The organism is Noviherbaspirillum massiliense JC206 (assembly GCF_000312045.1).
Taxonomy (GTDB): Bacteria; Pseudomonadota; Gammaproteobacteria; order Burkholderiales; family Burkholderiaceae_D; genus Noviherbaspirillum; species Noviherbaspirillum massiliense.
Window position 1 is genome coordinate 2917922 of sequence record NZ_HE978634.1, and the last position, 17298, is coordinate 2935219.

The following is a 17298-nucleotide window of genomic DNA, read 5'->3' on the forward strand; positions in this document are numbered from 1 at the left end:
GGCATGGCAGGGAAAGAGGAAGGCCGGTTCGCGGATCTCGCCGACTGGATCAGGCTGGAGCGAACCAGCGGCGTCGGACCGGAAACCGCGCGCAAACTCCTGGCCGCATTCGGCTTGCCGGAGAATATTTTCTCGGCAAGCCTTTCATCCCTGCATCAAGTTGTCTCCGAGCGCGTTGCACAGGCGCTGCCCTGCGCGCCGTCCGATGCTACACAAGCACTGATCGACAAGACCATCGAATGGGCAAGCCAGCCGGGCAATTATGTCCTGACGCTGGCCGATGCCTGCTATCCCAAGACCCTGCTTGAAATCGCCGACCCGCCGCTGATACTGTTTGCGAAGGGACGGCTGGAACTCCTGTCCTGCCGCACGCTGGCCGTGGTCGGCAGTCGCAATGCAAGCGCACAGGGTGTCGCGAATGCGGAAAAATTTTCGGAAGCCTTGAGCCAGGCAGGCTTGACCATCGTGTCCGGGCTTGCGCTCGGGATTGACACGGCTGCCCATCTGGGCGGCTTGCGCGGCGCGGGATCGACCGTCGCGGTGATTGGCACCGGCATCGACATCGTTTACCCGGCACGCAACCGCGGTCTCGCGCATCAGATCGCCGAGCAGGGATGCATCGTCAGCGAATATCCGCTCGGCACACCGGCCATCGCCAGCAACTTCCCCCGCCGCAACCGCATCATTTCCGGACTGTCATGCGGTGTTCTCGTGGTCGAAGCCGCAGCACAGTCCGGCTCGCTGATCACGGCGAGAATGGCGGCGGACCAGGGCCGCGATGTATTTGCGATTCCTGGCTCCATCCACTCCCCATTGTCCAAGGGTTGTCATCAGCTGATCAAGCAAGGTGCGAAGCTGGTCGAATCCGCGCAGGATGTATTGGGTGAACTGGGACATCTGCAGAATTCCCGTGATGCCGCTCCACTGCACCCATCGACTGGTGATGATGCGGCAAGCGGCCATCCTCTCTTGCTCGCCATGGGCTATGATCCGGTGGATGCCGATACTCTGGCCGAGCGCTGCATGCTCGATGCAGCAACAGTGAGCGCACAATTGCTTGAACTGGAACTTGCAGGCTTGGTGGAGTTGATGGCTGGCGGGATGTACCGGCGCCTTGCCTGACACGAGCTTGTTCATGCTTTTGATGTCCCGCTCTTTTTGCGATATTCTGTAATCGCTCTTTCCGTCTTCGACGTTCCTCGTGTTGACGCTGTATCACATGACGTATTTTTCCAGCGATTCCATTTGCTGACACATTGGAAAAAGCCGTCCTCTGGCGATGACTATTTCGTGCAAGCACTGCTCCCGGGGCTTGTGTTGCGGTGACCTTAACGCTAGAGTAGAACCATGTTCGACGTACTTGTTTATCTTTACGAAACTTATTACCGCCCCGAAGCTTGCCCCAGTTCGGAAGCATTGGTGAAAAAACTGTCGGCGGTTGGTTTCGAGGAAGAAGAAATTTCGCAAGCACTTGGCTGGCTGACCGACCTTGCAGAAACAACCAGCGAATTTTCCGACCGATACCCGCAGCAAACCGCATTTCCCTTTGGCACAAGAATTTATGTGCCCCAGGAAACGGATGTGCTCGGAACCGATGCAATAGGATTTCTTCAGTTCCTGGAATCAGGCAAGCTGATTACTCCGATTCAACGTGAAATCATCATTGAACGGGCAATTGCCGTCAGCGACTCGCAAATCTCGCTCGACAAGTTCAAGGTTATTGTGCTGATGGTGTTGTGGAGCCAAGGCAAGGAACCTGACGGTCTCATCTTCGATGAATTATTTTCTGACGACGAAGATGCGGAACCGCGCATGCTGCATTGACATCACTGTCAAAATCGAAGTCGATTCATTTCCATCTGCTTGTTCGGCAAAGGCTTTTCGCCATCCTCTTCTTGCGGACTCCGCCGCAACCCGCTTATTATTGGCCGCTTAATCAGATAGTTGTTATATTAGTAGCAGAGCATTGCTTATTGGCAATGCCTTGTACTATGCGCCATACACTGCGCCACAAGCGCACAGTGCCGCGCCATTTTCGAGATCCTATTTATTATGAGCAAAACTCTCATCATCGCAGAGAAGCCGTCGGTCGCGAACGACATCGCGAAGGCACTGGGCGGCTTCACCAAGCACGATGAGTACTTCGAATCCGACGAGTACGTGCTTTCTTCCGCGGTCGGTCACCTGGTTGAAATCGGGGTGCCAGAAGAATACGACGTCAAGCGCGGCAAGTGGACATTCACTCATTTGCCCGTGATCCCGCCACATTTCGCGCTGAATCCGATCGCCAAGACCGAATCGCGCCTCAAGGTGCTGAACAAGCTGATCAAGCGCAAGGATGTCACCATGCTGGTCAATGCCTGTGACGCGGGGCGTGAGGGAGAGCTGATTTTCCGCCTGATCGTGCAGTACGCGAAAGCCAAGCAGCCGATCAAGCGCCTCTGGCTGCAGTCGATGACGCCGACCGCGATCCGCGACGGCTTTGCCCGCCTGCGGGACGACAAGGAAATGCTGCCGCTGGCGGATGCCGCACGCTGCCGCAGCGAAGCCGACTGGCTGATCGGTATCAATGGCACGCGCGCCATGACCGCGTTCAATTCCAAGGAAGGCGGTTTTTACCTGACCACCGTTGGCCGGGTGCAGACCCCGACTCTGTCGATCGTGGTCGAGCGCGAAGAGAAGATCAAGAAATTCGTGCCGCGCGATTATTGGGAAGTGCGGGCGGAATTCGTGTGCGCCGCCGGTGTGTATGAAGGCCGCTGGCTCGACACCAAGTTCAAGAAGGACGAAACCGATCCGGAGAAAAAGGCCGAGCGCCTGTGGAGCAAGGCCGCCGCCGAATCGATCGTCGCAGCCTGCCGCGGCAAGCTGGGCACCGTCACCGAAGAATCGAAACCGGCCACGCAAATGGCGCCGGCGCTGTTCGACCTGACCAGCCTGCAACGCGAAGCAAACGGTCGTTTCGGCTTTTCCGCCAAGAACACCCTCGCCTTGGCACAGGCCCTGTATGAAAAGCACAAGGTACTGACCTATCCGCGAACCGACTCGCGCCACTTGCCGGAAGACTACATCAACACGGTGAAGCAGACGCTGGAAGTCGTCGCGGAGAACCACAACTATCAGCAATTCGCTTCGCAGATTCTGAACAAGAACTGGGTCAAGCCGAACAAGCGCATTTTCGACAATTCGAAGATCAGCGATCACTTCGCGATCATTCCCACCACGCAGCCCCCGAAAAACCTGTCCGAAGCGGAGCAGAAGCTGTACGACCTCGTGACCAAGCGCTTCATGGCCGTGTTCTTCCCGGCCGCCGAATTCCAGGTGACGACGCGCTACACCGAAGTGTCCGGCCATCAGTTCAAGACCGAAGGCAAGGTCATGACCAATCCGGGCTGGCTCGCCATCTATGGCAAGGAAGCCGCAAGTGACAAGGATGAGGAAAATGCCGGAACCCTGGTGCCGGTCGCCAAGGATGAGAAGGTCAAGACCGAGAAAATCACTGCCAACGGCCTGGTGACCAAGCCGCCGGCACGCTATTCGGAAGCGACGCTCCTGTCGGCGATGGAAGGCGCTGGCAAGCTCGTCGACGATGAAGACTTGCGCGAAGCAATGGCCGGCAAGGGCCTCGGCACGCCTGCCACGCGTGCGGCGATCATCGAAGGCCTGCTGAATGAAAAATACCTGCTGCGCGAAGGCCGGGAACTTATCCCGACTGCCAAGGCGTTCCAGCTGATGACGCTCTTGCGCGGCCTCGGCGTGGATGAGCTTACCCTGCCGGAACTGACTGGCGAATGGGAATACAAGCTGGCGCAGATGGAGCGCGGCAAGATCAGCCGCGAAGAATTCATGCGCGAGATCGCGCAGATGACACAGGTGATCGTGAAGCGTGCCAAGGAATACGACAACGACACGATCCCGGGTGATTACGCGACGCTGAAAACCCCATGCCCGAATTGCGGCGGCGTAGTGAAGGAAAACTATCGTCGCTTCGCCTGCACCAACTGCGAATTCTCGATGACCAAGACGCCGGGCGGACGCCAGTTCGAGATCGCGGAAGTCGAGGAATTGCTGGCCAAGCGCGAGATCGGTCCGTTGCAGGGCTTCCGCTCCAAGATGGGCCGACCGTTTGCCGCGATCCTGAAGATCGTGCGCGATGAGGACATCAGCAACTTCAAGCTGGAATTCGACTTCGGCCAGGCGCAGGACGACGATGAAAACGGCGAAGGCGTTGATTTCAGCGGCCAGACCCCACTCGGCACCTGCCCGAAATGCGGCAGCGGCGTGTACGAGATGGGCCTGGCTTATGTCTGCGAGAACACGGCTGCCAAGCCGAAAACCTGCGACTTCCGCAGCGGACGCATCATCCTGCAGCAGGAAATCGTGCCGGAACAGATGGCAAAGCTGCTCAACGAGGGCAAGACCGACCTGCTGCCTGGCTTCATCTCCCAACGCACGCGCCGGCCGTTCAAGGCTTACCTCGTCAAGGGCAAGGATGGCAAGATCGGTTTCGAGTTCGAGGAGCGCAAGGCCAAGGCCCCGGCCAAGGGCAAAGCCGCCACTGCCAAGCCCGAGCAGAAAACTGAAGCGAAAGCCGAGCCGAAGAAAATGGTGGCGGTAAAGGCACCGGCGAAAAAAGCGGCTGCCAAGAAAACCGTTGCGAGGAAAGCGACGGCGAAAAAAGTCGCGGCTTGAGAATGAAGGCCTGAATGAAGGCCTTTCAGGCCGGCCCTTCGCCGCGACTTCTCGTATAGGTCGAAAGAAAGAGCCGGATCAGCAGGACTGCTCGCGACCGGTCTGGCTTCCCGCTCCCGGTTGGCAGGACTCATGCTCCGGCAAATCGCGGTGGGCCTTCGGGCTCTTTTACACTACCGCCGCCCCGGCACACTACCGCCGCCCCGGCTCCTGTCTTTCATAGCGCGGCCAGTCCTCGTCCAGCGCGGCCCATGCCGGCAGATTGGAAACAAAGATATGCGCGGACGGCGTTGCCTGTATCGGCGTATCGATGCTTCCCATGCGCAGCCTGAGCACCTGCGGCAAATCCTCCCGCCGGGAATAAAGCGGTGCGCCGCAGTCACCGCAAAACGCGCGCTTTTTCCCGGGCGAGGAAGCATATTCGCGAATCAGTTGCGCGCCGCTCGTCCATTGGAACTTCGTCGCCTCGACAACCGCTGCAGCCACTCCCGTGCTGCCCTGGGCCTTGCGGCAGTCGCTGCAATGGCAGATGGTGATGACGCCGAGTTCGCCGGCGTACTGGTAACGCACTGCACCGCACAGGCAGCTTCCTTGGATCATTTTTCACTCCTTGATGATTGGGGGCGGCGACCTTCGCCATCTTCAGGTCAGGCGTGAGGGCCGGCAATACCGAGATGGAACCCCGGCCTCCCGCAATGGTCAAACTGAAACAACTCCATGGCGGAACAGTGGCGTGTCTTGGAACGCATAATGGGCCGCCGGATTTTCGGAGGCCATATGATCTCACGTATCCTGGTTTCTTTTGTCTCTGGCTTGGCGCTCGTTGCCTCCCTGTCCGCCTGTTCCACTTCTCCCTCCCGGCAACAAGTCGGAATCGGCACCGGTGCAGTTGCCGGGGGCGTGCTCGGCCATGTCCTGACTGATGGAAGCACCCTCGGGACCGTAGGCGGCGCCGCAGCGGGCGGATTGATCGGTAACGAAGTAACCAAGCGGAAATAGCCAGACACGGCAAATAATTGCCCTCCCGGGCATGGGATGATTTATTGCTCTCATCCCATGCGCGTGTTCGCGCCTGTACCTCACTCGCTTCTGTCGCTGGCGCGCAGACTCTGCACGAATCTCGTTCCAGCCAATCCGACCTACCTTTGAATAAGTGCTGTCTGCGTCACCTGAACATTGCCCGACAACACTTTGCCAGTGCCATTGCGATTTCCAAACGACATGTCAATTTGAAAATCTTTTCCGGAACTTTCGCTTATTGAAAGATTCTACTGATTCGCATGGATGCACTGCCATGGCATGAACGAAACTTCATGTCTTCCAATATTCATTTTTCAGGAGAATCTTATGTTGAAATGGACTATTCCTGTAGCATGCGCATTCGTTCTTGCCGCATGCAGCGGCATGGGAATGAACAAGAGTTCCGGTTCATCGGGCAGCATGGGCTCCAGCTCCGGCTCGACAGGCAGCATGTCTTCCGGCAGCTCGGGCTCGTCTTCCTCCGGCTCGACCGGTTCTGGCTCTTCGGGTTCTTCAAGCGGCGGCTCCACGGTTTCGCCCAGCCCTTCATCGAGCGCACCATCGACCGGCCCGCAAGCAGTTCCGAGCTCAGGCGCTCCTAGCACCAGTTCGCCGAGCAGCACTCCGGGCCGCACTTATGGTGGAACCAGCCAGTAAGCCCGCCTGACAGGCGTATCTCCTCATCATCGATCACTGACAAGCATCAGGTGCCGGCTTCCTTTCTCCGTGCCAGAGCGGGGAGCCGGCATTTTCCTCCTGCGGCTTAAGTGCCACTTGTGCAGTTCCGTTCATGCGCCAGCAAATAGCGCTTGCGCTCCAATCCTCCCGCATACCCGGCAAGCGAACCTGAAGTGCCAAGCACGCGATGGCAAGGCACGATGATGCATACCGGATTGCGGCCGATCGCACTGCCGACGGCACGCACCGCTTTCGGATTGCCGAGCCTTTGCGCGATCGTCCGGTAGCTCGTGGAGTCTCCATATGGAAGCTGCACCAATTCCTGCCATACGGACTTCTGGAATGCGGTGCCGCTCATGTCGAGAGGCAGTTCGAACACTGCGCGGCGTCCCGCAAAATATTCATCCAGCTGGCGTGCCGTCTCCTGCAGATGGTGATGCGCGCCGGCGGGCTGCCATGCCTGCGTGCCCTTGAAATACTTGTGCCCTTCCTGGAAGTACACTCCGCACAAGCCTGCGTCCGTGGCCGCCAGCAGCAGCTTGCCGAGCGGGCTGGAATATTCCGTGTAATAAGTCATGATTCACCTCATCCACAAGGCAAGTGCTGCATAGGCACGCCAGGGCGACCAGGAGCTGGCGCGCGCGAGCAGCTGCCGTTCAGTCAGGCGGCTGGAAGCGCCCTCTTCGGCCGCCGCCTTTTGCAGCCCGAGATCGCCGGCCGGGAAGGCATCGGCAAAACGCAAGGCGCGCAAGGCGATGTAGTGCGCGGTCCAGTCGCCTATCCCCGGCACGGTTTTCAGATACGCCACCACATCATCGAGTGAGGCACCGGGTTTCACCTGCAATCCGCCCGCGGCCGCGAACCCGGCAAGGGCGCGTATCGTCCTGGCGCGCGATAGCGGAATGCCGATCCGCGCAATATCCACCTCATCGATGGCAGTCAGGAGTTCAGGCAAGGGAAAGTGGTGGCTGAGTCCGGCATGCGGAGTGAGCACAGGCTCTCCAAATCGCTCCACCAACCGTCCCGACAAGGTCGTGGCGCCAGCGACGCTGACCTGCTGGCCGAGCACGGCGCGTACCGCCAGCTCGAAGGCATCGAATGCACCCGGCACCCGCAGTCCGGGCGTGGCGGCGATCGATGCGGCCAGCAGCCGGTCCTGACTCAGATGCGCCTCGATTACCGCCGGATTCGCATCCAGGTCGAACTGACTGCGCACCCGCGCCAGCAAGGGCATCAGTATGCCGGCCAAGCTGGGCGCCACTTCCAGTTCGAGCTGGTGCCGCGATGCGGCATGCGTGATGCACAGCCAGCCCGTGTCCCTTCCGAGACGCACCGTGCGCAGATAAGTCCCGGGCTGGATAACTGCTTCGACTCCCGGAATCGTGCGGCCGGCGAAATAGCGTACGAGTGCTTCCCAGTTGAAGGGTGGGCGGTAGGCGAGCCGTAGTGTCAGAGCATCGGGTGCCGACTGACCCGCTCTTGTCGTGGTCCGGCGGATCGTGCCCGGCGCCATGCCGTAGCGGGCGGCGAACAAGGCATTGAAGCGGCGCACGCTGCCGAATCCGGCGGCATACGCCACCTCGGCCATCGGCAAGCCGGTCTCCTGCAACAACTTTTTCGCGAACAGCAGGCGCTGCGTCTGCGCCAGCTCGACCGGGGTGACGCCGAAATGCTGCAGCAGCACGCGCCGCAGCTGGCGCGAAGACAGACCGACTTCCACCGACAGGCGTTCCACATCGCCATCGTTCAAGGCGCCGGCCGCAATCCGCTGCCACACCGCATGGGCCAGGTTCTGCTGCAGGGCATAAGGCGCAAGCTCGGGGCGGCAGCGCAGGCAGGGACGGAAACCGGCCGCCTCTGCCGCCGCAGCCGAAGCAAAGAACAGGCAGGAGGATTCGCGCGGCGTCTTCACTGCGCAGATCGGACGGCAATACACGCCCGTCGTCTTGACGCCTGTGAAGAACATGCCGTCAAAGCGTGCGTCCTTGGCGGCGAGCGCGCGATAGCAGCTTTCACGGCTCAGCGTCAGGGTATCGGGTCTGGCGGTCGTTTCCATGTTTTCTTTATACGCGCCGCGCCCAGCAGCGTCTAGCCGCTTTCGGACATGGGAAAGCGTTCCGCCTGTGAAGAGTCATCGAGTTTTGGAGGAAGGGTTTGGTGCAATTTCCACATTACCGACGCAAACATGTTTCCAATCCGACATCGTGCAGTACAATCCACGCGTTGCACCATCCCTTCTGGAGACCAGCATGCCCGCACCGATCAACCTCATGAAACAGAAACTGCAGCACAATGCACTCTCGACCGGCTGCTGGCTGTCCCTGGCCAGCGCGCCGGTAGCGGAAGCGCTCGCACACTGCGGCTTCGACTGGCTGCTGATCGACGCGGAACATGGGCCGAGCGATATCCAGAATGTCTTTTCCCAGCTGCAGGCCATCGATGCGGCACGCGCCCATGGCGCGAGTGCGCAGGCCATCGTGCGCGTAAGCTGGAACAATGCGGCGCTGGTCAAGCGGGTCATGGATTGCGGGGCCCAGACCATCATGTTTCCGGAAATCGAGACTGCCCAGGATGCAGCCCATGCAGTCGCGTCCACCCGCTATCCGCAGGAAAACAATGCCGGCATCCGCAGCGTTTCCAGCGTGGTCCGGGCAGCGATGTACGGCCTGGACCGCGCCTATACCTCGTCCGCGAATGCACAGGCCAGCGTGATCGTGCAAGTCGAATCGGCCAAGGGCTTTGCCAACATCGATTCCATCGCCGCGACTGAAGGCGTCGACTGCGTATTCATCGGCACCGCCGATTTTGCCGCCAGCATGGGCCATCTCGCCAACGTCACCCATACCGATGTGCAATCCGCAATTGCCTATATCGCCGCAGTCTGCATGCAGCATGGCAAGGCAGTGGGCATTTACGCACCGGATGTCGAAGCCGCCAGGCGCTACCAGGAAATGGGCATCCATTTCATCGCCCTGCATTCCGATGTCATGTGGCTGACCCGCGCCGCCAGCGCCGCGGTGGCTGCGATGAAACAGTAAGACTGCCTGCCAGCATCGTCCGCACTACGCATTCAAGCCGTCGCGATGGCGGCACCGGCACATGAAGCAGCCTGGCCCGGCTGAACCGGCAGGCCACATGGGTTCCGGCTTTACGCTACACTCGATTCCCCCATTTGACCAAAATGCAACCAACATGCTGACGGCCTCCCGTACCCCGCAACTCAAGACAGTCCTCATCGCCAGCGGCGTGGTGCTTACGCTTGCCATGGGCGTGCGCCACGGCTTCGGATTCTGGCTGCAGCCGATTTCGCAAGCCCATGGCTGGACCCGCGAAACCTATTCCCTCGCGATGGCATTGCAGAACCTGCTGTGGGGTGCGTTCGGACCGTTTGCCGGCATGGCGGCGGACCGCTTCGGCACGGCGCGCGTAGTGATCGTCGGTGCACTGCTGTACATGGCTGGCTTGCTGTGGATGGCGCTGGTCAATCAGCCGACCGCCTTCGTGATCGGCTCCGGCGTGCTGATCGGCGCGGCGCTTGCCTGCACCGCCTTCGGCGCCGTCAGCGGCATCGTCGGGCGCAGTGCGCCGGAAGCAAAGCGTTCCTGGGCCTTCGGCATGTCCTCCGCCGCCAGCTCCTTCGGCCAGTTCGCACTGATGCCGATCGAGCAGCAGCTGATTTCCGCAACCGGCTGGCAGAATGCCTTCTATATCCTCGCCGCCGTGGTCGTGCTGCTAATGATTCCGATGGCCTTCGGCCTGCGCGAGCCACCGGTGGAAAAAGCGAGCGGTCCGCAGCAAAGCATCCTGGAAGCGACCCGGGAAGCCTTCGCCTACCGTCCTTTCCTGCTGCTGATTGCCGGCTATTTCGTGTGCGGATTCCAGCTGGTCTTCATCGGCGTCCACATGCCGGCCTACCTGAAGGACAAGGGCCTGATGGACCCGAACGTCGCGGTTATAGCCCTGGCGCTGATCGGCCTGTTTAACATCTTCGGTTCGTACTACGCCGGCAAGCTCGGCGGCTTCCTGCCCAAGCGTTATTTGCTGTCGACGATCTACATCACCCGCGCTGTCGTGATTGCCTTGTTCCTGCTGGCGCCGCTTTCATCCTGGTCCGTCTATATTTTCGCCAGCGCCATGGGCCTGCTGTGGCTGTCGACCGTGCCGCTGACCAATGGCGTCATCGCCGGCATCTTCGGCGTCAAATACCTGTCGATGCTGTCGGGCTTCGTCTTCCTGTCGCACCAGGTCGGCAGCTTCCTCGGCGTGTGGCTCGGCGGCTATTTATTTACGAAGCAAGGCAACTACGATACGGTATGGATGATCACGATCGCGCTCGGCGTGTTCGCTGCGCTGATCAACCTGCCGATCAATGAAAAGGCCATCGTGCGCACCCGTCCCGCAATGGCCTGATTCGATACCAAGAGGAAAGCATGCAATCCCGCCTGAAACGCTGGCTGCTCGGCACCGCATTCGCGGCGGTGCTGGCGCTCGCCTTCATGGCTTACCTGCGCCCGTCTTTCGTATTCGATCTCGCCAATCGCATTGTCATGTGCTTTTGAACGCCCGCCTTGTCGTTGCGGCATGACGGCAAGGCGGATTTGCGCGGCAACCGCGTACAATATGCGCATGGAAATCACGCTACCCGAACTCGAACAAGCCATCAATTACTGGCGCAGCCTGCGTCCGTCGACCGGCGAGGAGAGTGCCTTGTCGCCGGAAGTCAATACGCTTGCGACCGTCTATGCGCTGATGATTTTCGATCACCGCAAGTCGATCGCCCTCGACGCGCTCGACCCTTCCTCGCGCCAGCTGGTGGAATCCTGGCGCAAGCACACTGCCTGATTCTTCCTGCGCCCGCCGGCGCTAATTCTGATCTATTCACTCACGCAGCCAGGTGCCGCATCTGCCGCTGCGGGGTTGCGGCTTCAGCCTTGCCAGCCGTTATCCTGCCCGCCTTGCCTGCGTGGTCGCTCGCCAGCAGCGTACTGACGATTTCCACATCCGCGCCTCTGCCGCGCAGCCATTCAGCCACCAGCGCCGCCAGGCGCTCGAGCGCGATCCGGTTGGTCGCATCGGTCTGCGCATACAGCCAGTCCGACAGGGCGAGGAAATTCGCGAACGGCGCGTCGCCGAGAATCAGCGGCAAGGTATGCGCGAAGCGTCCTGAATTCGCGATCATGTCCCAGTAGCGCGCAAAGCGCACCAGCCGCTGCATGGTGGCGAAATCGATGCGGTCGTTCGCGAGGATGGCATACGGCGGACAGGGATCGAACACCATCTTGCAGGATTCGGTATGGCGGATGATGGGCGTGCCGCGCAAACGCTTCAGGATGCCGAACTGGATCTCGTGCGGTCCGAGCGCCACCAGTTGGTCGAAGCCGCGCGCGAAGCTGTCGAGGTCCTCACCCGGCAGGCCGGCGATCAGGTCCACATGCAGGTGCGCCTGCGAATGCTCGCGCAGCCAGCGGATGTTGGCCGCCGCTTTTTCATTGTTCTGCTTGCGGCTAACCAGGGACTGCACGTCCGGATTGAAGCTCTGGATGCCGATCTCGAATTGCAGCGTGCCGGGCGGGAACTTCGCAATCGCGTCCTTGAGCGCATCCGGCAAATGATCCGGCACCACTTCGAAATGCGCGAACACCGGATCGTCCGGATGCGCTGCCAGCTTGTCGAGGAAGAATTGCATGATCTTCAGGCTCGACTTGATGTTCAGGTTGAAGGTGCGGTCGACGAACTTGAACAGGCGGGCGCCGCGTGCATGCAGCGCTTCCAGCTCGGCAAGGAAGGCATCGAGGTCGAACGGCCAGGCGGTCTTGTCGAGCGAGGACAGGCAGAATTCGCACTTGAACGGGCAGCCGCGCGAAGCTTCCACATACAGCGTGCGGTGCGCGATGTCTTCGTCGGTATACAGCGAATACGGCAGCCTGATGTCGACCAGAGGCGGCTGCGCACCGGCATGGATTTTCATCAGCGGCTTCGGCCCGGTGAGAATCTGGCGGCACAGCTCCGGAAAGGTGACGTCGCCCCAGCCGGTCACCACATAATCGGCCAGCCGCACGATTTCCTGCTCCTGCGTCTCGTACGACACTTCAGGCCCACCGAGCACGATCGCCACCTGCGGTGCGACGCGCTTGAGCAGCGCCACGATCTTTGTCGTTTCTTCCACGTTCCAGATATACACGCCGAAGCCGATGATGCGCGGCTGATGCGCCAGCAGCCGCTCGACCACATCCGCCGCCCTGGCGCCGATCACGAATTCCTGCAAGCGCGTCGATGGCTGCAGTTCGCCCATGTTGGCAAGCAGATAGCGCAGCCCGAGCGAGGCATGGCTGTAGCGGGAATTGAGCGTGGAAAGTAGAATGGTCATCGGAAAAACCTGCGGTGCGGCGAGCCGCCATTGTACGCTGCGGCGAGCGCTGCCTCAGTGCGCCGCAGTCATCACGCGCCGCTTTTCCAGCGATACGCCCCGGGATTGACGCCGGTCCATTCCTTGAATGCGTGGCAGAAGGAGCTCTGTTCCTGATAGCCGAGCAGGAAAGCGATTTCGGCCAGGCTCAGCTTGTCCTGCTTCAGGTATTCCTGCGCGAGTTCATGCCGCGTCTGGTCCAGCAACTGCTGGAAGGTGATGCCCGATTCCTTCAGCTTGCGCTGCAGGGTGCGCTGGGTGACGTTCATCTCTTGCGCAACGCAAGACAGGCGCGCGCCGTCCTGGGCGAGATTGCGGACGATGGCGGCGCGCACCTGGCCAACCACGCTGTTGTCATGCTGGCTGCGCAGCTTTTCTTGCAGCAACTGCTCCGCATGGCGCTGCAGGACCGGATACAGCCCGACATCGGCATTGCGTACCGGCCAGGAAAGCAAGGCGGCGTCGAAGCGCGCCGCATTCATGCCGGCGCCGAAGCGGACATCCTTGCCAAAAATGCGCCAGTGTTCGCTGCAATCCTCCGGCGCGGCATGGGCAAACGCGATCTGCGCCGGCGGCAGCGGCTGTCCGGCCAGCCAGCTGCCGAGGGTCTGGATGCCCGCAAACACGCTTTCCGCCAGATGCCGGCTCGCACCGGGAAGCTGGCTGTGCCAGCGATACTCGGCGATGCCGCCGTCGACCTGCAGGGAAGAACGCCCGAGGTCATGCGCCAGTCCTTCGAAGCGCATGGTCTGCTGCAGGGCTTGCCCGAAATTCTCGCAGCTCAGCAGGATCAGGCCGTAGACGTTGTAAGTCCCGAGCTTCACGCATTCCCCGACATGCAGGCCGAAATCGGCATCGCCGGCGAGCTGCGCGCCGGCGTCCAGCAGCCGCACGTATTCCCTGACCGGCAGCGATGCCGGCAAGGGTTCCAGCGCATCCGGCGCCAGGCCTGCCGCGCAGGCGAGCTCACGTACGGCCACGCCGCGCGTGCCGGCGGCTTCGAGCAGCGGCTGCAGGTAGGAGCCGGCGACGCTGGCCGCTTCAGGAATGGATGGGCGCGATGCTGGCATGTTTCAACAATTCCATTGTCATCAATGCACAATACATGGCTGCACCCTTTGGCTAAGCTCTTGGTGGAAATGGCGCCGGGCCCTGCTTTGTCGCGGCAAAGAAGGATAGTTGACACAGTATAAACAAGCCCTGCAGTCTGGAAAAGGAGCAATACCTTGGGAGCAAGATCGTGAGACGCTGGAACGGATGGGGAGACGATTCGATCGATGTAAGTCTCGACCGGGAAGCCTTGCGCTTTCTGGAAGAGCGCATCGGTCCCGGCATGCAACCGAAGGATGCGACGCTGGAAGAGGCATGCCGCGCCATTCCTCCGAGCCGGCTGCAGCCTCACCCCAGGATCGATACCACGCCGCAGACGCGACTGCGCCACGGCTTCGGGCAAAGCATGCACGACTGGCTCCGCTTGCGCTACGGCAAGATTGGCAGGCTGCCGGACGGCGTCGCCTTTCCGGAAAGCAGTCAGGACGTGCGCGATCTCCTGGACTACGCAGCCGCCTGCCATGCCCGCGTGATTCCCTATGGCGGCGGCACCAGCGTGGTGGGCCATCTCGATGCACCATCGGGAGAGCAGCCGGTACTGAGCATCGACCTGTCGCGCCTGTCGCGCCTGCTCGACCTCGATCCGGAAGCCCAGCTGGCCACCTTCGGCGCGGGCATTGCCGGCCCCGACCTGGAAGCGCAATTGCGCGCGCATGGCTACATGCTCGGGCATTTTCCGCAGTCCTTTGAATACTCGACGCTCGGCGGCTGGGTCGTCAGCCGCTCGTCGGGGCAGCAATCGCTGCGCTACGGGCGCATCGAACAATTGTTTGCCGGCGGCCGGGTCGAAACGCCGACCGGCACGCTGCGCATTCCCACTTTTCCGGCATCGGCCGCGGGCACGGACCTGCGGGAAATGGTGCTCGGCTCGGAAGGCCGCATCGGCATCCTGACCGAAGCGACAGTGCGCATCACGCCGCTGCCGGCAGACGAGTCGTTTCACGCAGTGTTCTTTCCGGACTGGGCAACCGCCGAGCAGGCCTTGCGCTCGATCGCGCAGGCGAAGCTGCCGCTGTCGCTGCTGCGCCTGTCGAACGCGACCGAGACGCTGACCACGCTCACGCTCGCCGGACACAAGAAGCTGATCGGCCTGCTGGAAAGTTATCTGCGCTGGCGCGGCTGCGGCGATGACAAGTGCCTGCTGCTGATCGGCGCAACGAGCCAGAAGGGCCAGCGCTTTTCGGCACTCGACGATGCGCTGCGTATCGCCCGCGCATGGCATGGGGTGCATGCCGGGCAAATGATCGGCAGGAAGTGGAAGGCCAACCGCTTCCGTTCGGTCTACCTGCGCAACGCCCTGTGGCAGCACGGCTATGCGGTCGATACCGTGGAAACCGCAGTCGACTGGCCGCGCGTGAAGCAGATGATGCAGGCTGTCGAACAGGCCGCGTCCGACGCGCTCGCGCACGAAGGCGAGCGGCTCCATGCCTATACCCACCTGTCGCACATCTATGCGCAGGGCGCGAGCGTCTACACCACCTTCGCGTACCGGCTCGCCGGCAATTTCGAGCAGGACCTGGCGCGCTGGCGCAGGCTGAAGGCCGCAGCCAGTGAAGCGATCGTCGCCAACGGCGGCACGATCAGCCACCAGCACGGCGTCGGCACCGACCATGCGCCTTATCTCGCGGCCGAGAAGGGCGAGCTTGGCATCGGTGCGATGCGCCAGCTGTACCGGCACTTCGACCCGCAGGGCATCATGAACCCCGGCAAAACGATTCCGGATGCATCCACAGCGGAGGACGGCAGCCATGTGGCGCGCAAACTGGCGTGAGGAATTGCCGGCGACATTGACCGGCCGCAGCTGGGATGTCGTGATCATCGGCGGCGGCATTACCGGCGCCGGCATCCTGCTGGAAGCGGCACGCCAGGGACTGCAGGCGCTGCTGGTCGAGCAGCGCGACTTCGCCTGGGGCACGTCGAGCCGTTCCTCGAAACTCGTGCACGGCGGACTGCGCTACATCAAGGAAGGCAAGCTGCTGCTCACCCGCGACTCGGTGAAAGAACGGCAGAACCTGCTGCAGGAAGCACCGGGTCTGGTCGACCCGCAAGGCTTTGCCTTCGCCGATTACCAGAACAGAAAACCCGGGCGCAGGGTATTCATGGCCGGCCTCGCGCTCTATGACCTGATGGCCGGGCAGCGCACGCGCCGTTATTACGCTCCGGACGATTTCCTGCTGCTGGCGCCGCATATCCGCCGCACCGAACTCAACGGTGGCATGAGTTACCAGGATGCAAAGACCGACGATGCGCGGCTGGTGCTGCGCATCGTGCAGGAAGCCTGCGATGCCGGCGGTGTCGCGGTGAATTACATGGTGGCGCGGCAGGTGCTGCGCACGAACGGCAAGGTCAGCGGCGTCGAACTGCATGACGCCATCAGCGGCACCTGTCACACCGTCGAGGCGAAAGTCGTCATCAATGCCACCGGTGCCTGGGCCGACCGGCTGCGCACGCATGGCGCGAACGGCCAGAAATTGCGTCCATTGCGCGGCAGCCACCTGCTGCTCCCGGCATGGCGATTGCCGGTGGCGCAAGCCATCGGCCTGATGCACCCATGGGACGGGCGGCCGGTGTTCATGTTTCCGTGGGAAGGCGTGACCCTGGTCGGCACCACCGATGTCGACCACCGCGCCGACATGCAGGCCGAAGCCGCGATCACGCCGGAAGAAACCGCCTACCTGATGGCGGCGATCGAATTCCAGTTTCCGCAACTCGCCATCACGCTGGACGATATCCTCGCCACCTATGCCGGCGTGCGGCCGGTGATTGATTCCGGCAAGGCCGATCCCTCGAAGGAAGGCCGTGACCATGCGGTGTGGCTGGAAGACGGCCTGCTGACGGTCACCGGCGGCAAGCTGACCACCTTCCGCCTGATTGCGCTCGACGCCCTGAAACATGCCGCGCCGCTGCTGCCGGGCTGGCAGCCAGCCCTGAAGCCGAAACCGGTTTTCACGCCCGCGCCACCACTGCCGGCAAGCATGCCACTGACGACGCGGCAAAGGCGCAGGCTGCAGGGACGCCATGGCAAACAGGCGGCGGCGCTGATCGATGCAAGCCCTGTCGCCGAACTCGAGGCCATCCCCGGCACCGAAACCCTGTGGGCGGAATTGCGCTGGGCGGCGCGCAGCGAAGCGGTGCTGCACCTGGAAGACTTGCTGCTGCGCCGCACGCGTCTGGGCTTGCAGCTGCGCGGCGGCGGCATCGAGCTCCTGCCGCGCATCCGCGCGATCTGCCAGCCGGAACTCGGCTGGAGCGATGCGCGCTGGGAAGAAGAACAAATGTCATACCTCGCCTTGTGGCAGCGCCATTACGGCCTGCCGCCGCAGACGCAGATCCCCGACTGGCGTCAGTCTCCATCACGCCACGAACCCGTCCAAGCTGATCGCCCATGAATG

General features: G+C 61.6%; 16 protein-coding genes. 10 read left to right on the forward strand and 6 right to left on the reverse strand.

Annotation, left to right across the window (positions count from 1 at the left end; translation table 11 throughout):
• Positions 1-3 precede the first annotated feature (3 nt).
• The 3 genes from dprA (at position 4) to HGHM_RS14310 (ending at position 4692) form a co-directional block, all read left to right on the forward strand.
• On the forward strand, positions 4-1122 hold the full coding sequence (gene dprA, locus HGHM_RS14300) for a DNA-processing protein DprA (protein WP_019142230.1): 1119 nt from the start codon (positions 4-6) through the stop codon (positions 1120-1122).
• 225 nt (positions 1123-1347) lie between these two features.
• The gene (locus HGHM_RS14305) at positions 1348-1824 is read left to right on the forward strand and encodes a DUF494 family protein (RefSeq protein ID WP_019142231.1); all 477 of its coding nucleotides are present in this window, start codon (positions 1348-1350) and stop codon (positions 1822-1824) included.
• A gap of 228 nt (positions 1825-2052) precedes the next feature.
• Positions 2053-4692 (forward strand): DNA topoisomerase III, encoded by a 2640-nt coding sequence (locus HGHM_RS14310; protein WP_019142232.1) that lies wholly within the window; start codon positions 2053-2055, stop codon positions 4690-4692.
• 192 nt (positions 4693-4884) lie between these two features.
• Here the strand turns inward: HGHM_RS14310 and HGHM_RS14315 are convergent, their stop codons facing one another.
• Entirely contained in the window at positions 4885-5292 is a 408-nt protein-coding gene (locus tag HGHM_RS14315) for a GFA family protein (RefSeq protein WP_019142233.1), read from the reverse strand.
• Positions 5293-5469: 177 nt separating this feature from the next.
• Here HGHM_RS14315 and HGHM_RS14320 point away from each other — a divergent pair, with 177 nt between their 5' ends.
• Complete coding sequence (locus HGHM_RS14320) at positions 5470-5691, forward strand: glycine zipper 2TM domain-containing protein (protein ID WP_026076045.1); 222 nt, start codon at positions 5470-5472, stop codon at positions 5689-5691.
• A 335-nt stretch (positions 5692-6026) separates the two neighbouring features.
• Here HGHM_RS14320 and HGHM_RS14325 read toward each other — a convergent pair whose 3' ends face one another.
• The 3 genes from HGHM_RS14325 to HGHM_RS14335 form a co-directional block, all read right to left on the reverse strand.
• Positions 6027-6335 (reverse strand): hypothetical protein, encoded by a 309-nt coding sequence (locus HGHM_RS14325; protein WP_154652081.1) that lies wholly within the window; start codon positions 6333-6335, stop codon positions 6027-6029.
• A 140-nt stretch (positions 6336-6475) separates the two neighbouring features.
• The gene (locus HGHM_RS14330) at positions 6476-6967 is read right to left on the reverse strand and encodes a methylated-DNA--[protein]-cysteine S-methyltransferase (RefSeq protein ID WP_019142236.1); all 492 of its coding nucleotides are present in this window, start codon (positions 6965-6967) and stop codon (positions 6476-6478) included.
• A gap of 3 nt (positions 6968-6970) precedes the next feature.
• Positions 6971-8446, reverse strand: coding sequence for a DNA-3-methyladenine glycosylase 2 (locus tag HGHM_RS14335; protein ID WP_019142237.1), 1476 nt, complete (start codon positions 8444-8446; stop codon positions 6971-6973).
• A 193-nt stretch (positions 8447-8639) separates the two neighbouring features.
• On the opposite strand from HGHM_RS14335, the gene HGHM_RS14340 reads away from it, so the two are divergent.
• The 4 genes from HGHM_RS14340 (at position 8640) to HGHM_RS14355 (ending at position 11232) form a co-directional block, all read left to right on the forward strand.
• Positions 8640-9428, forward strand: coding sequence for an HpcH/HpaI aldolase family protein (locus HGHM_RS14340; protein ID WP_019142238.1), 789 nt, complete (start codon positions 8640-8642; stop codon positions 9426-9428).
• Positions 9429-9582: 154 nt separating this feature from the next.
• Positions 9583-10800: an MFS transporter gene (locus HGHM_RS14345; protein WP_019142239.1), complete on the forward strand. Its 1218-nt coding sequence runs from the start codon at positions 9583-9585 to the stop codon at positions 10798-10800.
• A gap of 20 nt (positions 10801-10820) precedes the next feature.
• A complete protein-coding gene (locus tag HGHM_RS23825; RefSeq protein WP_019142240.1) occupies positions 10821-10949 on the forward strand; it encodes a hypothetical protein in 129 nt (42 codons plus the stop codon).
• A 61-nt stretch (positions 10950-11010) separates the two neighbouring features.
• Positions 11011-11232 carry a DUF3717 domain-containing protein gene (locus HGHM_RS14355; protein ID WP_019142241.1) on the forward strand — a complete coding sequence of 74 codons (222 nt, stop codon included), beginning with the start codon at positions 11011-11013 and terminating at the stop codon, positions 11230-11232.
• 40 nt (positions 11233-11272) lie between these two features.
• On the opposite strand, the gene HGHM_RS14360 is transcribed toward HGHM_RS14355, so the two are convergent.
• Positions 11273-12757 carry a B12-binding domain-containing radical SAM protein gene (locus HGHM_RS14360; protein ID WP_019142242.1) on the reverse strand — a complete coding sequence of 495 codons (1485 nt, stop codon included), beginning with the start codon at positions 12755-12757 and terminating at the stop codon, positions 11273-11275.
• Between the two features lie 71 nt (positions 12758-12828).
• Positions 12829-13866: an AraC family transcriptional regulator gene (locus tag HGHM_RS14365; protein ID WP_019142243.1), complete on the reverse strand. Its 1038-nt coding sequence runs from the start codon at positions 13864-13866 to the stop codon at positions 12829-12831.
• A gap of 170 nt (positions 13867-14036) precedes the next feature.
• Here HGHM_RS14365 and HGHM_RS21355 point away from each other — a divergent pair, with 170 nt between their 5' ends.
• Both HGHM_RS21355 and HGHM_RS21360 read left to right on the forward strand, forming a co-directional pair.
• Positions 14037-15677, forward strand: coding sequence for an FAD-binding oxidoreductase (locus HGHM_RS21355; protein WP_019142244.1), 1641 nt, complete (start codon positions 14037-14039; stop codon positions 15675-15677).
• On the forward strand, positions 15655-17295 hold the full coding sequence (locus HGHM_RS21360; RefSeq protein WP_019142245.1) for a glycerol-3-phosphate dehydrogenase/oxidase: 1641 nt from the start codon (positions 15655-15657) through the stop codon (positions 17293-17295). Before HGHM_RS21355 ends, HGHM_RS21360 begins: the two co-directional genes overlap by 23 nt.
• Positions 17296-17298: the final 3 nt, after the last annotated feature.

What these genes read in the sequence shown, in the direction of transcription:
- dprA (WP_019142230.1), top strand. Translation starts at nt 4, where the DNA reads ATGGCAGGGAAAGAGGAAGGCCGGTTCGCGGATCTCGCCGACTGGATC.
- HGHM_RS14305 (WP_019142231.1), top strand. Translation starts at nt 1,348, where the DNA reads ATGTTCGACGTACTTGTTTATCTTTACGAAACTTATTACCGCCCCGAA.
- HGHM_RS14310 (WP_019142232.1), top strand. Translation starts at nt 2,053, where the DNA reads ATGAGCAAAACTCTCATCATCGCAGAGAAGCCGTCGGTCGCGAACGAC.
- HGHM_RS14315 (WP_019142233.1), bottom strand. Translation starts at nt 5,292, where the DNA reads ATGATCCAAGGAAGCTGCCTGTGCGGTGCAGTGCGTTACCAGTACGCC.
- HGHM_RS14320 (WP_026076045.1), top strand. Translation starts at nt 5,470, where the DNA reads ATGATCTCACGTATCCTGGTTTCTTTTGTCTCTGGCTTGGCGCTCGTT.
- HGHM_RS14330 (WP_019142236.1), bottom strand. Translation starts at nt 6,967, where the DNA reads ATGACTTATTACACGGAATATTCCAGCCCGCTCGGCAAGCTGCTGCTG.
- HGHM_RS14335 (WP_019142237.1), bottom strand. Translation starts at nt 8,446, where the DNA reads ATGGAAACGACCGCCAGACCCGATACCCTGACGCTGAGCCGTGAAAGC.
- HGHM_RS14340 (WP_019142238.1), top strand. Translation starts at nt 8,640, where the DNA reads ATGCCCGCACCGATCAACCTCATGAAACAGAAACTGCAGCACAATGCA.
- HGHM_RS14345 (WP_019142239.1), top strand. Translation starts at nt 9,583, where the DNA reads ATGCTGACGGCCTCCCGTACCCCGCAACTCAAGACAGTCCTCATCGCC.
- HGHM_RS23825 (WP_019142240.1), top strand. Translation starts at nt 10,821, where the DNA reads ATGCAATCCCGCCTGAAACGCTGGCTGCTCGGCACCGCATTCGCGGCG.
- HGHM_RS14355 (WP_019142241.1), top strand. Translation starts at nt 11,011, where the DNA reads ATGCGCATGGAAATCACGCTACCCGAACTCGAACAAGCCATCAATTAC.
- HGHM_RS14360 (WP_019142242.1), bottom strand. Translation starts at nt 12,757, where the DNA reads ATGACCATTCTACTTTCCACGCTCAATTCCCGCTACAGCCATGCCTCG.
- HGHM_RS14365 (WP_019142243.1), bottom strand. Translation starts at nt 13,866, where the DNA reads ATGCCAGCATCGCGCCCATCCATTCCTGAAGCGGCCAGCGTCGCCGGC.
- HGHM_RS21360 (WP_019142245.1), top strand. Translation starts at nt 15,655, where the DNA reads ATGTGGCGCGCAAACTGGCGTGAGGAATTGCCGGCGACATTGACCGGC.